Raw genomic sequence first — 15,805 nt, 5'->3', positions numbered from 1 at the left:
TCAGGGGGCGGTGACGATCTCGAACGGTATCTCGACTCGCGCGAGGGTTCCGGACTCTTCACCCGGTCCGACCGAGAACGAGCCACCAGCGGCAACCACACGCAGTTCGTGCGAGAGCAGTCCGATGTGCCCGGCGGCCCGTCGTTCGGCAATCCGATCGGCGCTGATCCCCCGACCGTCGTCCGAGACCACGAGCACCGCACGGTGGTCCAGTCGTGCAAGCTCGATCCGGACGTTCTGCGCGCCGGCATGTTTGACGACGTTGCCCAGAAGCTCTCGAGTGGCGCCGAACAAGACCTCGTCGGCAGACGTGCGTAAATCGTCGTTCCAGCCCGAAGTGTCGACGTGGACCACCACTCCGCCGCGTCCCTGCGCCGAGCGCGCGAGGTCCCCGATCGCGCGGGCAAGGCCAACGTGGACGAGAACTGTGGGATGCAGTTCCGAGACGGACGATCTCAGCAGCGTTGTCGCTTCACCGAGCGCTTTCCCAGCTCGCGCCAATGCGACGGGTTCCGCACTGCCTGCCAATTCGTCGAGATCCATCCGCGCCGCGAGAACGTACTGGAGCGCCCCGTCGTGCAATTGCTCGGACAGTTCTGTGCGCTCACGCTGCTCGAGCCCCATGAGTTCGGCCAGAAGGCTCGTGCGATGCCCGACGAGCTGCCCGATGGTCAACACTCGTGATCTTTGAATCCGAGTCAATCCGATTGCGCCCGCACCCACCCCGGCCAAGGCCATGGTACTCAGCAGGATCGACGGCCACGGCTCGGAATTCGAAGTCATCGTTGCCCAACTGGAAGCAAAAAACACACCGATCGTGCAGGCAACGACGCCGACACACACGTCCGTCCGCAGTTGCGTACACGCAAGTACCGGAATGACGAAGAGCCCGTTGCTCAAGATGTCGGCGGTCCAACTCTGCTCGGCTGCGAGACCGGTCAGCAATGTCAGAGTTGCGAGCACGGCGAGGTCGACGAACAAGCCGAGCCAGATCATTGTCACCGGGCCGGTGCCGCCTTTGCGGATCCACAGCGCCACGGCTGCCGACCAGAGGGCATAGGCGCCCAGAATCGCGAAACACCATCCCGCGTCGTTCATCGGCGGGACGAAGATCAGTGTCAGGGCGATGAACAGCACCAGAGCGCCGCGCACCGTCAGTTGGAGGTACGCACCGCGGTAGGCGTGTTCGCGCATGATCCGTTCGAGGTCCGGGCCGCCGGGCAGGTGCTCGGTTCGTACCGAGGATTCGTTCATCTGTCCTCCTGTGCCGCCCATCCCAGTTCCCTGTGAATGAGCTTCGCACACGAGATTTCACAATCAACCCGCAATACCGTGAATGGCACAGCATTCACCGAACCTCGAAACCACGCAGGAGTGCTCATGATCTCGACCCGAGCAAGCAAGCGCCGCATCGCCACTCGATTTGCCGTCGCCGGCGCCCTGGCAGCGGCGCCGATCGCCGTGGTCGCCGGGACAGCGCAAGCCGCCCCGGCCTCCACCCATCACGAACAATTCGGCCGCCTGGTCCCCCTACCCGAGCCAGCCGACGCAGCGCCCGGCCCCGAACAGGTACCGCTCCCCTGGGGCGCGACGTATTCGGTCACCTTGCCCGGGTAACGGTCACAGCAGCAGATTGGCTCCCGTACCGCCGTCGAACACTGCGATCTTGGCGGGATCGAACCACAGATCGATAGACCTGCCCTGGGCCACGGTGGACTCGGACGAGAGCCTGGCAACCAGTTGACCGCCACCAGCGACGGCCGTTCCCGAATCGGCGGCGAGTTCCTCGAGTTCACGAGAATTGACGGCGGGGCCACCAGCGAGGAAATACGCGTACTTGTCGGAACCCATCGATTCCAGCACGTCGACGTCGACGGTGAACGTCCCACCGTGCGGCTTCTGCGCTGCATCGACCAGCGCCACGTCCTCGAAATGTTCCGGCCTGATACCGACCACGACGTCCTTGCCCGAGCCGCTGCCCGAGATCTTCGACTGCGCCGCCGCGGGCAGGCGAACATCGCCGATCGGCGTGCTGACGCCGTCCGCCGTCAACTGTCCGGGGAAGAAGTTCATGGACGGGGACCCGATGAACCCCGCCACGAACAGATTGTTCGGACGATCGTAGAGTTCCTGCGGCGCACCGATCTGTTGCACGATTCCGCCGCGCAGCACGACTACCCGATCGCCGAGCGTCATCGCCTCGGTCTGGTCGTGGGTCACGTAAATCGTTGTCGTACCCAGTCGCTGCTGCAGACGGGCGATCTCCGTCCTCATCTGCACGCGCAGTTTGGCGTCCAGGTTGGAAAGCGGCTCGTCCATGAGAAACGCCTTCGGGCTGCGCACGATTGCGCGTCCCATCGCGACACGCTGACGCTGACCGCCCGACAGGTTCGCCGGTTTGCGATCGAGATGCTGGGTGAGGTCGAGGACCCGCGCCGCGTCGTCGACCTTGGCGTTGATCTCGTCCTTGGACATCTTCGCCAAGGTCAACGGGAACGCGATGTTCTGGCGCACCGTCATGTGCGGATACAGAGCATACGACTGGAACACCATCGCGATGTCGCGGTCCTTGGGGGCGCGTTCGTTGACGCGTTCACCCGCGATCCGCAACTCACCGGTCGAAATGTCTTCCAGCCCGGCAATCATGTTGAGAGTCGTGGATTTTCCACAACCGGAGGGGCCCACGAGAATGATGAATTCTCCGTCGGCGATGGTGATGTCGACATCACTGACCGCCTTGGCTCCGTCCGGGTACAGCTTGGTCACCTTGTCCAGCACGATCTCGGCCACAGGCTTATCCCTTCACTGCGCCGGAAGTAAGCCCGGCCACGATACGACGTTGGAAGAACAGAACAAAGATGATGATCGGAATGGTGATGACCATGGCGGCCGCGGCGATCGACCCGGTGGGCTCCTCGAATTGTGAAGCGCCGGTGAAGTTCGCGATGGCCGCAGGGGCGGTGATGGAGCGTTCGGTCGACGTCAACGAGATCGCGAACAACAGATCGTTCCAGCAGAAGATGAAAACCAAGATGCCCGCAGTGACGATACCGGGCGCGGCCAGTGGAGCCACCACCTTCCGGAACGCCTGACCCGGCGTCGCGCCGTCCATCTGAGCCGCCTTCTCGAGTTCCCACGGAATCTCTTTGAAGAACGCCGAGAGCGTATAGATCGCCAACGGCAACGCAAAGGTGATGTACGGCAAGATGAGTCCGGCCCAGGTGTCGAAGAGTCCGAGCCGTCGTTCGATGTCGAACAACGGGCTCACCAATGAAATCTGCGGGAACATCGCGATCAGCAGTGCAACACCCACCAGCAGCTTCTTGCCCGGAAAATCCAGGCGCGCAATGGCGTACGCCGCCATGGTCCCGATCACCACGGCGATGACCGTCGAGATGAGTCCGATACCGATGGAGTTGATCAGAGCACTGGTGAAGGCGCTGGTGTCGAAGATTCCTCGGTAGTTGTCCAGGGTCCACTTCTCCGGAATGAACTTGCCGTCCTTGATCGTTCCGGCCGGTTTGAAGGACAGGCTGGCGATCCACAGGACGGGAACCAGCGCGTACAGCAAGACCAGAAGGTTGACGACGGACCAGCTGATCTTGAGTCTGGGAGTCACGGTCATGTCAGCGTCCTTCCGTATCGGATCCGGGAGCCGAAGCACCGAAAAGTTTGATGAAGATGAACGCGATCACGGCCACACACACGAAGATCAGCACGCTGATCGCGGATCCGATGCCCAGGTTGAATGCCTTGAACAGATTGTCGTAACCCAGAATCGACACCGACCCGGTGTCGTTCGCTCCCTTCGTCAGCACGTAGATGTTGTCGAAGATGCGGAATGCGTCGAGTGTCCGGAACAGCAGAGCGACGAGGATGGCGGGCTTCATCAGCGGAAGGATGATGCGTACCAACCGGGTCCACGCGCCGGCGCCGTCCACCTGAGCCGCCTTGAGAAGGTCATCGGGCACGAGCGCCAAGCCGGCCAGCAGGAGCAGCGCCATGAACGGCGTCGTCTTCCAGACCTCGGCAAGGACGATGATCGCGAGCGACGGGATCTGGTCGGTGAGCGGCGCACTGCCGTCGGGCAGGAGATTGGCGAGGTAGCCGGTCCCCGGCGTCCACGCGTAGTACCAGCTGTATGCCGCCGCGACGGTGACGATGCCGTACGGGATGAGCACAACGGTGCGGACGAGCCCCTTACCCACGATCGTTCGGTGCATCACCAGTGCGATGGTCAGTCCGAGAACGAACTCGATGACGACCGAGACGACAGTGATCGACGTCGTCACCGCGAACGCTTGCCACCAGTAACCGTCGGTCAGCACCGACACGTAGTTGTCGAACCACACGAACTTTCGTTGATCCGGGAAGCGCAGGTCGTAGCGCTGCAAACTCAGCCAAACGGCGTAGACCACCGGATATGCGGTCACCGCGATCATGAGAATCGCGGCCGGGGCCACCAGCCAGAGACCGAGGCGACGCTCGGCCGCCTTTCCGTCCGACATCTTCGACTTCGCGGAGTGCTTCGGCTCCGGCGAGGGCGTCGCGACTGTTGGTGCAGCTCCCGAATTTTCGCTGTCGATCGTCACGGAATCAACCCCTCGGAATTGACTGCCTTACGTACCTGCTCGGCAAGATCGTTCACGGTCGATTCCGGATCGATGTTTCCAACAGGGTTCAGCGTGGCAGTGATGAGCGTCGAAATACTCTGATAGGCAGGAGAAACCGGACGAACCGAAGCGGTGTCCAGGCTGTCGCGAACCTCACGCCACGCCGGGTACGCCTCCTGGAACGCCGGGTCGTCGTACAGGCTCTCGAGAGTCGGCGGAACGCCACCGGCTACCGCGTTGTTGCGCTGATTCTCCTCGTTACGCAGACAGGTGAGCGCCTCGAACGCGAGGTCCGGATGCTGGCTGGTCTTGGCCACCGCTACGTTGAAGCCACCGATCGTGACCTCGGCCGGCTTACCCTCGATCACCGAGGGATACGGAGCGGCAAGGAAATTCCGTTCTCCGTTCACCGTGAGCACCGTGTTTCCGGTGTTCTCACTGGTGACGTTGCCCTTGTCGTCGATGTACGGCAGATCGCCCTTCTCGGCGTTCTCCATGATGCCGGGCAGCACGAACGGCCAGTTGACCTGGAAGGCAGATTTGCCGCTCTCCATACCCAGTCGCGACGACGCTTCATCCCCCTGCGAGATCGAGGGATCCGCACCCTTCGCGGTAGCGACGCGCTTCATGACGGTCAGCGCCTGCTGGGCAGCATCACCGTCGGCCACCGTCACGGTTGTTCCGTCCGGCCCCACCACCGATCCGCCGGCACTGGCGAGAAGGGTGTTGAACCAGACCATCAATCCTTCGTACTGCTTGCCCTGCACACCGATCCAGCTGGGGCGCCCCTCCGCGGCCAGGCCTTCGGAGATGTCGATCATCTGATCCCAGGTTTGGGGTGGTTGCCCGTCCGGCATCAAATCCTTTCGATACCAGAGCAATTGGGTGTTGGTGTTCAATGGTGCCGCATAGAGCTGGTCCTGCCACTTCGCCGACTCCAGCGGACCCTCGAGAGTCCCGTTGCTGACCTCGGACGCCACGTCGTCAGGAAGCGGCAATGCCCATCCGGCTTCGGCGAATTCGGCAGTCCACACCACGTCGAGCGTCATCAGATCGAGCGACTTGTCATTACCGGTCAGACGCCGGGCCAACTGAAGTCGCTGGTCGTCGGCACCCTTGGGCAGAGTTTTCTGCTCGACCCGGTACGCGCCGTTCGACGCCGCCGAGCAATTGGCGGCGGCCTCCGCATACTGCTCGGCGCCGTCGGCGGCGGTGTAGAAGGACAGCACCACGCCGTCGTCATTGTCTGATCCACACGCACTGAGCAAGGGCGCCAACAACAATGTCGCCGCGCTGAGCAGCCCCACCCTCAATTTCTTCTTCTGCCCCGCCTGCAATCTCTTGTTCTGCACAGCCGTCCTCCTCGGGCGGCGAGACGGCACAGTCGATTCGGCTGGCCGACGCACCACACATCGGCACTTTTCCCGGAGAAGGGACCTATTTCCTTGTCCGGCAAACGGTCACGGGAAGGAGTACTGCCTCGCCCGCGTGTACATAAAGTAACCGAGATCACACAAGTTGGCAGCCCGAGCGAGAATGTCAGATGGCGAGCTTGGCGAGCAGGTCGCGCGCAGACTCCGCCGTCTTGGGCTCACACAGTACGTCGTAACGTCCGGCGACCAACTGCATCGTCGAGGCGAAGTCCCGCTGCCCACGCGTCGCGGCGTACGGGATGGTCGTGGAGATGACACCGAAGATGATGCCGCCCACGATGCCCGCGATCAGCGGAGCGAGGAACCCGCCGGTGACGATTCCGAGCACCAGGCCGAAGAAGACACCGAGCCAGGCACCGGAGACGATGCCACCACCGATCACCTTGGCCCACGTCAACCGGCCGAGAACGCGCTCGACCTGCATCAGGTTCACGCCGACGATCGTGACGTCCTGAACCGGGAATTCTTGATCGGAGAGGTAATCGACTGCGCGCTGCGCCTCGGCGTAGGTGGGGTACGACCCGATGGGCCATCCCGAAGGCGGTGTCGGCAACGCTCCACGGCGCGACCCATTCGACGATTGACCGAGCGGATTGGACATGGCTGGCTGCGCTCCTCTTTTCGGGCACGTCATCCGCGCGGATGACGCAAGTACATCTACCCCTATTGTGCCCTTTACAGACCTGATTCGTTCGGCTATGCGAGCGTCAGGCGTGTTCGGGCGGCGTGAATTCCGACGTGCGCGTCATCCCCGCGGCGCGGCCCTTGGCCGAAATCACCAGTGCCATCTTGCGACTCGCCTCGTCGATCATCTCGTCGCCGAGCATGACGGCGCCCCGCCCTCCTCCGGCGGCCGAGGTGTGGAACGCGTACGCGTCCAAGATGAGTTCTGCACGGTCGTAATCGGATTGGCGCGGACTGAACACCTCGTTGGCCGCCTCGATCTGCGTGGGATGCAGAACCCACTTGCCGTCGAAGCCGAGCGCTGCCGTCCGCGCCGCCGACCGAGTGAAAGCCTCGACGTCGCGAATCTGGAGGTACGGACCGTCGATCGCCTGGACGCCGTGTGCACGTGCGGCCATCAAGATGGTCATCAAGATGTGGTGATACGCGTCACCGCGGTCGTAGCCGTCCGGTTGCTCACCGACGACCAGAGTTCGCATGTTCAAGCTCGCCATGAAGTCGGCCGGGCCGAACACGAGTGCCTCGACGCGGGGACTCGCGGTGGCGATCGCGTCGATGTTGGTCAAGCCGATCGCGTTCTCGATCTGCGGCTCGATTCCGATCTTGCCGACCTCGAGACCGTTGGCCTTCTCGACCTGCGTCAACAACAAATCGAGTGCCTGGACGTGACTCGCGTCGGGAACCTTGGGCAGCAGAATGGCGTCCAGATGCGCTCCGGCGCGGCCGACCACCTCCACTACGTCGGCATACGTCCATTCGGTGGTCCAGTCGTTGACCCGGACGACCTTGACCTGTTTGCCCCACCCGTCCTCGGCCAGCGCGTCGCCGATCGACTCTCGTGCCGCCTGCTTCGCCAACGGCGCCACCGCGTCTTCGAGGTCGAGGAAGATCTCGTCGGCGGGCAATCCCTTCGCCTTGTCGATCATCTTCCGACTGCTGCCGGGAACTGCCAATACCGATCGACGGGAACGGTTGCGTGAAGTCATTGCGGACTGCCCTTCTCGATTTTCGGTGGCGCCGTTGCAGATTTTGACGCTGGACGAATTAGCCTTGCAATCATGGCAGCAGCAGGCAAGGTATTTGCAGCCAGGCTTGCCGGCCTGGTTGTACTCGGCCCGGACGGCGAATCGATCGGTCGTGTGCGCGACGTCGTCATCACGGTCCGTATCGGACGCCAGCAACCGCGGGTTCTCGGTCTGGTGATCGAAATGTTCACGCGCAAACGCATTTTCGTTCCGATGCTCCGCGTGACAGCCATCGAGCCGAGTGCGGTCACCCTGACCACGGGCAACGTCAGTTTGCGGCGCTTCAACCAGCGGCCGGGTGAAGTACTCGCGCTGGCGCAGGTACTCGATTCGCATGTGCGCGTGGACGACCCGGAACTCGAGGAGCTTCACGGCGTCGACACGATAGTCGTCGACCTCGGGATCGAATCGACGCGAACGCGAGACTGGGTCGTCTCGAAGGTCGCGGTTCGCGGCCATCGCGGACGCCTCGGTCGACGCGCGGCGATTCACATCGTCGACTGGCAGCACGTCGCCGGCCTCACCCAGAGCGATCTCTCGCTCCCCGGCCAGGGCGTAGCTCACCTCCTTCTGCAGTACGAAGGGATGCGACCCGCCGATGTGGCCAACGCCATGCGCGAACTGCCGGAGAAGCGCCGCCACGAACTGGCCGTGGCGCTCGACGACGAACGCCTCGCCGACGTCGTGCAGGAACTGCCGGCGGACGACCAGACCGATCTGCTGATGCACCTGGAAGTCGAACGTGCCGCCGATCTACTCGAAGCGATGGATCCCGACGACGCCGCCGACCTGTTGGGCGAGCTGCCCGAGACCGAAGCCGAATCACTGTTGCAGTTGATGGACCCGCAGGATTCCGAACCTGTTCGACGCCTGCTCGAGCACTCCCCGGACACTGCCGGTGGTCTGATGACGCCCGAACCGGTGGTACTGACGGCCTCGACGACCGTCGCCGAGGCCCTTGCCCGCGCCCGCAACTACGACGTGACCCCGGCGCTGTCGAGCATGGTCTTCGTCGTACGTCCGCCGACGGCGACTCCGACCGGGCGGTATCTCGGCTGCGTCCACTTGCAGAAGCTTCTCCGCGAGCCTCCCGCCAGCCTTGTGGGCGGAATACTCGACACCGACATGCCCCGGTTGGCGCCGGACGACTCGCTGGCGTCGGTCACCCGATACTTCGCGACCTACAACTTGGTGTGCGGGCCGGTCGTGGACGACGAGAACCACCTGATCGGGGCCGTGACAGTCGACGACGTGCTCGATCACCTCCTGCCGGAAGACTGGCGTGAGGATTACTCCGACGACGAGGAACTACTCCGATGAGCGAACGGGCGTCGAGCACGACCGCACGGCAACGACTGGAAACGCCTCGCGGAAGCCGCCGGTTCAATCTCGATTTCGACGTCGAAGCTGTCGGACGCGTCAGTGAACGCATCGCCCGCTTCCTCGGTACCGGGCGTTATCTCGCGATCCAGACGATCATCGTGATCGTCTGGATCCTGATCAACGTGTTCGCGGTGGCTCTGCAGTGGGACCCGTATCCGTTCATCCTGCTCAACCTCGCCTTCTCCACCCAGGCTGCCTACGCGGCGCCGCTGATCCTCCTGGCCCAGAATCGTCAGGAGAATCGCGACCGGGTCTCGCTCGAGGAGGACCGCTCACGCGCCGAGCAAACCAAAGCGGACACTGAATTCCTCGCTCGCGAACTCGCGGCGCTGCGCATCGCCGTCGGCGAGGTCGCCACCCGCGACTACCTGCGGCGGGAGCTCGAGGAGATCAAGTCGATCCTTGCCGCCGACGGCGAACCGACCCCGAAGAAGAAGCACCGTGACTCGAATACTGCGAAACAAAGTCACAACTAGCTGAGCGTTCGCTGAGTTTTGCTGCACGCACCGTGACCGATATGTAACGTAAGTCACAGCAGGATGGATTATCACGGTGGGTACTCCGAGGCGGGAGCACCAGCAAAGGGGAATCGTGCGAGTACGCGGAATGATTGCAGCATCCACACTGGTGGGGGGACTGCTTGTCGTAACAGGTCCAGCAGCCCTCACGGCCGGAAGCGCACCATCCGGCGGGTCGCAGGTCCCCATTGCCCTCGCAGGCTCCGCCTCCGTTGCGCAGCCGGACTCTGTCGACTTCCTCCCGACGCCCCGCACCGTCCGAACGCAACGATCGGCCCCACCCAGCGATACGGTCGCCGGCGCTCCGGCAGCGCCCAACGCTGCGGCCGTCGTCCTCACTTCTCTGGGCATCCCCGAGATCGTTCTGAACGCGTACCGATCCGCCGAACTGGTGATGATGACCGAGGCGCCGGGCTGCGGCATCCCTTGGCATCTCCTGGCCGGCATCGGACGCATCGAATCCGGTCACGCCAACGGCGGCAAGACGACGTCGGTGGGTACGACGGTCACCCCGATCCTCGGCCCTGTCCTCGACGGACGGCTGGCAGGCAACGAAGTCATTCGGGACACCGACAAGGGAGCGATCGACGGAGACCCGACCCACGACCGCGCTGTCGGGCCGATGCAGTTCATTCCGGCCACCTGGGCCGGTTATGCCAGCGACGGCAACGGGGACGGAATCAAGGACCCCAACAACGTCTTCGATGCGGCGCTCTCGGCAGCGAAGTACCTCTGCAGCGGCGGACTCAACCTGCGCGATGTCGCCCAGGAGACCAAAGCTGTTCTGCGGTACAACAACTCGGCCGCCTACGCGGCAAACGTGATCATGTGGTCGACGGCATACAAGAACGGTGTCATTCCTTCCGGTCAGCTCCCGTACACCACCGGCATCAACACCGGCAGCTCGGCGATCAACGCCGCCGCCTCGGCAGACTCCGCCGCTTCGGCCGTTCTCGCCGCTGCTGCAGCTACCGACCCGGCGGCAGGCGACAAGGAATCTGCGTCGACGACTCCGACCACCACCCCCCCTCTCTTCCCAGGCCTGCCCGACATGCCCGCGCTCTCACCCGAGATCCAGGCACTGATCCCGCCGGGAGTAACGCCGACCAGCCCCACTCCGGGACCCAACGCCGCCCGGAACGCGGCTCCCGGTCCGATCATCCCGCTCCCCGTCCTCACCTCACGGGGTCTCGTCTGGCCGATTCTGACGGCTGAGGGATGGCGCTGGCCCGACGACATGTGCGTGATCCTTCCGGATCCAGCAGCACTCGACGCCTTACAGGACGGCATCCTTCTGCCGTGCACGGTCCCAGGAATGGCAGTAGCCGCCACCACCGACGCAGCGCCCGCGGAATCTTCGCCGCCGGCTGCCCCGTCGCCTGAGCCCGCTCCGTCACCCGCACCGGCCCCCGCACCGGAACCGGCCCCGGCTCCGGCATTCGCGCCGTTCTTCCCGGGCCTTCCCGGCATGCCCGCTCTGTAACCAAAAAATCACGAAAGAACAGTGCATATGCCCCAAACTGCCCTTCCAGATCACGGTTGAATAACGGAAGCGCAACAAATCAGGTAGCCTCGACTCCGTCAGTTGAACGGAAAACCTCCTCGCGGAGGTTCAGGAGGCATACACAGTGGGTCGGCACAGCAAGAAGACAGATTCGCACATCCGTCGAAATTCGGTCATCGCGCTCACCGGACTCATCCCTATCGGACTCGTCACCGCAGCCAACACGGCCGGCGCCGCTCCCAAGGTTCCGTTCTTCAACACCAGCTCCGCCGAAACGGTGGACACTGCCGCGCAAGCCACGCAGGAACCGCAAGCGCAGATTCTGCCCGCCGTCGAAGCAATCGCCGAGCCTGCTCCCGCCCCCGCGCCGGAACCCGCGCCGTTGGCTCCCGTGCAGGCGACTCCCCCGCTCCCAGCCTCCATGGCCGAGGGCGCACTCGGAATCCCGAGCGTGAGCGTCGCCGCATACCAGAACGCCGAGCGGATCCTCGCCGTCGAGAAGCCCAACTGCAACATGCACTGGACACTCCTGGCCGGTATCGGCCGCGTCGAATCCGGCCACGCCAACGACGGCAAGGACGCCGACGCGAACGGCAACCTCTACAAGCCCGTGATCGGCCTGCCACTCAACGGCAGCCTTCCCGGCCAGGCCGTCATCATGGACACCGACGGCGGCGCCCTCGACGGCGACACCGTCTACGACCGCGCGGTCGGCCCGATGCAGTTCATCCCGTCCACCTGGAACCAGTACGCCGGCGACGGCAACGGTGACGGAATCGCCGACCCCCAGAACCTTTTCGACTCCGCACTGACCACCGGCAAGTACCTGTGCGACGGCGGACTCAACATGCAGGACGTCACCCAGGTTGCCTCCGCGATCCACCGCTACAACAACTCGGCCGCCTACGTTGCCAACGTTCTGGCCTGGTCGCTCGGGTACTCCACCGGCATCGTGCCCGCCGCATCGGACCTGCCGCGCATCCACTGACCTACCTGGACTTACCATGGAGTCATGTCTGTACTGACCGAGTCCGACGTTCGCTCCGCGCTCGCGCGAGTTCTGGACCCAGAGATCCGCAAACCCATCACCGAGCTGGGGATGGTCAAGGGGATCTCCCTCTCCAGTGACAACAGCGTCGACATCGGCATCTATCTCACGACCGCCGGTTGCCCGATGCGCACCGAGATCACCGAACGCGTCACCAAGGCCGTCGCCGACGTCGCCGGGGTCGGTGCGATCCGCGTCGAACTCGACGTCATGGACGACGCTCAGCGGACCGAGCTCCGCAAGTCGCTTCGCGGCGATTCCGCCGAACCCGTCATCCCGTTCGCCCAGCCGGGTTCACTCACCCGCGTCTACGCCGTAGCCTCCGGCAAGGGTGGCGTCGGAAAGTCCAGTGTGACAGTCAATCTCGCGGCAGCAATGGCCGCGCGCGGACTGTCTGTCGGCGTACTCGACGCGGATATCTACGGTCACTCGATCCCCCGCATGCTCGGCACCGACGCCAAGCCCACTCAGGTCGAGCGCATGATCATGCCGCCGGTTGCACACGACGTGAAGATGATTTCCATCGCGCAGTTCACCCAGGGCAACACTCCTGTCGTCTGGCGCGGACCGATGCTTCACCGCGCACTCCAGCAGTTCCTCGCCGACGTGTTCTGGGGCGATCTGGACGTGCTGCTGCTCGATCTGCCGCCCGGCACCGGTGACATCGCCATCTCGGTGGCTCAGCTCATCCCGAGCGCCGAGATCCTGGTCGTCACCACACCGCAGCAGGCCGCTGCCGAGGTCGCCGAGCGAGCGGGCGCCATCGCCCTGCAGACCCGCCAGCGCGTCGCCGGCGTCGTCGAGAACATGTCGTGGCTCGAACTTCCCGACGGCACCCGCATGGACGTCTTCGGCGAAGGCGGCGGGCAGACCGTCTCCGATCGCCTCACGAAGGCCGTCGGCGCCAAGGTTCCGCTTCTCGGACAGATTCCGCTGGACCCGTCCGTCCGCGAGGCAGGCGACGCCGGGACGCCGATCGTCCTCAGCGCTCCCGATTCACCCGCGGCCATCGCACTCAAGGACATCGCCGACAAGTTGGCCGTCCGTCAGCGCGGGCTGGCCGGAATGTCGCTCGGTATCAATACGGTTCGCAACTTGTAGAACCCCGCATGCGAAAGGGCGCCTGTCACCGATCGGTGAGAGGCGCCCTTTCGTATGTCGAATCTAGGTTGCGTCGAAGTCCACAGGAGGACGTTCGCCCGCGGTGAGTGGCTTGTCCTTCGACAGCGTCTTCGGCTCCTGCACTCCGCTCTGCGGCTTCTTGTCGAAGTTGCCCGTGAAGATGGAGTCGTCGCCGTCGAGAAGGTGCTGGGTGATCACAGCGCGCGGCGTCATTCCGCGCAGCTTGTTCAGATCTGCGAGTGGTTTACGCAGATCCTCGAAATCGGTGCCCAGTTCTTCCTTGAGCTGATTGGAAGCGCCCGAAGCATATTCGCGCACCTGCCTCAGGGACTTCGTGACCCAGGAGACCGCACCAGGAAGCCGCTCAGGTCCCAAGATGACCAGAGCCGCTACGAGGAGGATCATGAACTCGCCCCAACCGATGTTGCCAAACACAGGGTCAGCCTACTGTGTGCTCGCTCGGTGCGCGCATGTCCGGATCAACCTCACAGGAAGATCGCAGGGTCCGATCAGTCGGACACCGGCGTGACCGAAATGTCGACCTGCCGTCCGTCGCGGATCAACTGGACGTTGACCGGCTGATCGACGGTCGTCGCGTTGACCGCAACCACCAGTTCGTCGGCACTCGTCACCGGTCGGTCACCGACCTTGACGATGACGTCACCCTCGACGATCCCCGCACGTTGAGCTGGGCTGCCGTCGCGGACGTTGGCCACCGCAGCACCGCTGGTCGCGTCGTTGACCGCGGTGCGGGCATTCACGCCGATGTCGGGGTGATGAACCTTGCCGTCGCGAATGATGGTCTGCGCCACCTCGGTGACCGTATCGATCGGGATCGCGAAGCCGAGCCCGACCGAACCACCGGACTCGCTGAGCATGGCCGTGTTGATACCGATGACGCGGGCTTCGTCGTCGACGAGTGCACCACCCGAGTTGCCGTGGTTGATCGCCGCATCGGTCTGGACGGCGTCGATGACGGCGTTGGTGTCGGTGCCTTCACCCGACAAACGCAGAGGCCGGTTCAGCGCACTGACGATCCCGCGGGTGACGGTCTTGCTCAATCCGAGCGGTGAGCCGACGGCGACGACGTCGTCGCCGACCTGAACATCCTCGGATTTTCCGAGCTGAGCGACCGTCAGATTGTTGGCCGACACCTTGAGCACCGCGAGGTCTGTCTTGACGTCACGTCCGACGATCTGGGCGTCGGTCTTGGTTCCGTCGGAGAAGATCACCTGGATCTTCGCGTCCTGAGCAGGCGGTACGGCCGAGGAGATCACGTGGTTGTTGGTGACGATGTATCCGGCGCCGTCGATGACCACACCGGAACCCGTACTGCCCTGGTCACCGACGGCGACCTGAATCGACACCACGGAAGGCAACACTGCGTCGGCGACCTTCGCCACCTGCGACTCCGGCTGTTCACCGCCGCCGGATTGAACGAGCGTGACACGTGAGCTGGTGAGTGAACTGCGATCGGCGGTGATGACAGTGGCGAGCAAGCCGCCGACAAGGGCGATGACAAGTGCCATGCCCGCGAGCGCGGCCAGTGCCGAGGGGGCGACCTTGCGACCGAACAGCAGCTCACGCACGTCGAGCTTCTGGGCGGGAGGCAACTGCACCGGCGCCTCGGACTCTGCAGGCTTGCCCAGCGAGACCTCGGATTCAGGATCGCGCCACGGATCACGCGGGGGTTCTTCGTCGGGTGTGTTGTTCGCCGACGCCTCGGGATCGCGACCGATCGACTCGGTGGCGTCAGCGGGTCGACCGAACGCTTCGGCCAGAACTGGGTCCGGATTCCCGATCACGACATCGGAAGACGGGGTCGATCGCGTGGCAATCGGAGTGAACGAGCCCTCGACTCCACTCGGTCGACCGAACACCTGGCGCGAGGCCGGATCGATCTGAGGTCGGTACACCGGCCGAGGATCGAGCACCGGCGCATCTGCCGGTCGATCCGCCGAACCGCTTGCCGAAGAATCCGAGCTCACTCCGGAATGCCCCCTCTTTCCGTCAGTCACGTTGTCCAGTATCACTGATCCGTGCCGGGAAGCTGGCGCGCGGCGTCATTTGCGCCAGCGCGCGGTGTCATTTGCGCCAGCGACGGGACAACCGCTTGCTGATGGTGGAAAAGCCTGCGGGCTGATTGCCGACGGAACCGTCGGCGTTTTCCGAATTGGGTCCGGTGGTCGGACTGTTGCACGAGGGAATCTGACTGAGAAGTCCAACCAGGGACAACGGCATCGTCATCTCGCCGCTTCGACGCAGCGCACCACGTGCCTGCTGCTGAGCATCGACGGCCGCAGCGCACTCGGCGCAGATCGAGATGTGATGCGAGGCCCGCAAGTAGGCCTGCATTCGGAGTTCTCCGTCGACGTAGGCAGCGATTGCCTCGCTGGCCAGATGTTCGGTCGAACCGAACTGGCGATGTGCCCGCGCCTCCGTCATTCGTCCCTCCAGGTGATTGACCACGTCCCG

At 63.9% G+C, this 15,805-nt stretch carries 16 protein-coding genes; 6 read left to right on the top strand and 10 right to left on the bottom strand.

Annotation, left to right across the window (positions count from 1 at the left end):
* A complete protein-coding gene (locus R4P70_RS09270) occupies window positions 1-1,254 on the bottom strand; it encodes a sensor histidine kinase (protein WP_317830702.1) in 1,254 nt (417 codons plus the stop codon).
* A 126-nt stretch (window positions 1,255-1,380) separates the two neighbouring features.
* On the opposite strand from R4P70_RS09270, the gene R4P70_RS09265 reads away from it, so the two are divergent.
* Complete coding sequence (locus R4P70_RS09265; RefSeq protein WP_007736112.1) at window positions 1,381-1,617, top strand: hypothetical protein; 237 nt, start codon at window positions 1,381-1,383, stop codon at window positions 1,615-1,617.
* 3 nt (window positions 1,618-1,620) lie between these two features.
* On the opposite strand, the gene R4P70_RS09260 is transcribed toward R4P70_RS09265, so the two are convergent.
* From R4P70_RS09260 to R4P70_RS09235, 6 genes are all read right to left on the bottom strand, one after another.
* Window positions 1,621-2,790, bottom strand: a complete 1,170-nt coding sequence (locus R4P70_RS09260) for an ABC transporter ATP-binding protein (protein WP_019749347.1) — start codon at window positions 2,788-2,790, stop codon at window positions 1,621-1,623.
* Window positions 2,791-2,794: 4 nt separating this feature from the next.
* On the bottom strand, window positions 2,795-3,625 hold the full coding sequence (locus R4P70_RS09255; RefSeq protein WP_019749348.1) for a carbohydrate ABC transporter permease: 831 nt from the start codon (window positions 3,623-3,625) through the stop codon (window positions 2,795-2,797).
* A 1-nt stretch (window position 3,626) separates the two neighbouring features.
* Entirely contained in the window at window positions 3,627-4,508 is an 882-nt protein-coding gene (locus R4P70_RS09250; RefSeq protein ID WP_044480569.1) for a carbohydrate ABC transporter permease, read from the bottom strand.
* An 80-nt stretch (window positions 4,509-4,588) separates the two neighbouring features.
* Entirely contained in the window at window positions 4,589-5,926 is a 1,338-nt protein-coding gene (locus R4P70_RS09245) for an ABC transporter substrate-binding protein (RefSeq protein WP_317830744.1), read from the bottom strand.
* Between the two features lie 226 nt (window positions 5,927-6,152).
* The gene (locus R4P70_RS09240; RefSeq protein WP_003945065.1) at window positions 6,153-6,647 is read right to left on the bottom strand and encodes a general stress protein; all 495 of its coding nucleotides are present in this window, start codon (window positions 6,645-6,647) and stop codon (window positions 6,153-6,155) included.
* Between the two features lie 106 nt (window positions 6,648-6,753).
* Entirely contained in the window at window positions 6,754-7,716 is a 963-nt protein-coding gene (locus tag R4P70_RS09235; RefSeq protein ID WP_020908461.1) for an HpcH/HpaI aldolase/citrate lyase family protein, read from the bottom strand.
* Between the two features lie 72 nt (window positions 7,717-7,788).
* On the opposite strand from R4P70_RS09235, the gene R4P70_RS09230 reads away from it, so the two are divergent.
* The 5 genes from R4P70_RS09230 (at window position 7,789) to R4P70_RS09210 (ending at window position 13,309) form a co-directional block, all read left to right on the top strand.
* Window positions 7,789-9,075: a magnesium transporter MgtE N-terminal domain-containing protein gene (locus tag R4P70_RS09230; RefSeq protein ID WP_019749352.1), complete on the top strand. Its 1,287-nt coding sequence runs from the start codon at window positions 7,789-7,791 to the stop codon at window positions 9,073-9,075.
* Window positions 9,072-9,614: a DUF1003 domain-containing protein gene (locus R4P70_RS09225; RefSeq protein WP_003945067.1), complete on the top strand. Its 543-nt coding sequence runs from the start codon at window positions 9,072-9,074 to the stop codon at window positions 9,612-9,614. The genes R4P70_RS09230 and R4P70_RS09225 overlap by 4 nt, the downstream gene beginning before the upstream one ends.
* A 130-nt stretch (window positions 9,615-9,744) precedes the next feature.
* A complete protein-coding gene (locus R4P70_RS09220) occupies window positions 9,745-11,139 on the top strand; it encodes a lytic transglycosylase domain-containing protein (protein ID WP_317830701.1) in 1,395 nt (464 codons plus the stop codon).
* Between the two features lie 145 nt (window positions 11,140-11,284).
* Window positions 11,285-12,148, top strand: a complete 864-nt coding sequence (locus tag R4P70_RS09215; RefSeq protein ID WP_003945171.1) for a lytic transglycosylase domain-containing protein — start codon at window positions 11,285-11,287, stop codon at window positions 12,146-12,148.
* Between the two features lie 24 nt (window positions 12,149-12,172).
* Window positions 12,173-13,309 carry an Mrp/NBP35 family ATP-binding protein gene (locus R4P70_RS09210; RefSeq protein WP_003945178.1) on the top strand — a complete coding sequence of 379 codons (1,137 nt, stop codon included), beginning with the start codon at window positions 12,173-12,175 and terminating at the stop codon, window positions 13,307-13,309.
* A gap of 63 nt (window positions 13,310-13,372) precedes the next feature.
* Here R4P70_RS09210 and tatB read toward each other — a convergent pair whose 3' ends face one another.
* The 3 genes from tatB to R4P70_RS09195 form a co-directional block, all read right to left on the bottom strand.
* Window positions 13,373-13,765, bottom strand: coding sequence for a Sec-independent protein translocase protein TatB (gene tatB, locus R4P70_RS09205; RefSeq protein WP_003945177.1), 393 nt, complete (start codon window positions 13,763-13,765; stop codon window positions 13,373-13,375).
* Between the two features lie 74 nt (window positions 13,766-13,839).
* Window positions 13,840-15,318 carry a S1C family serine protease gene (locus R4P70_RS09200; RefSeq protein ID WP_047889716.1) on the bottom strand — a complete coding sequence of 493 codons (1,479 nt, stop codon included), beginning with the start codon at window positions 15,316-15,318 and terminating at the stop codon, window positions 13,840-13,842.
* 97 nt (window positions 15,319-15,415) lie between these two features.
* On the bottom strand, window positions 15,416-15,775 hold the full coding sequence (locus R4P70_RS09195; protein WP_020970204.1) for a hypothetical protein: 360 nt from the start codon (window positions 15,773-15,775) through the stop codon (window positions 15,416-15,418).
* Window positions 15,776-15,805: the final 30 nt, after the last annotated feature.

The sequence above is a fragment of the Rhodococcus sp. IEGM 1241 genome (genome assembly GCF_033142365.1).
Classification (GTDB): Bacteria; Actinomycetota; Actinomycetes; order Mycobacteriales; family Mycobacteriaceae; genus Rhodococcus_F; species Rhodococcus_F erythropolis.
Note: the sequence above shows the minus strand (reverse complement) of the source record. Positions and strands in the feature narration are given on the sequence as shown.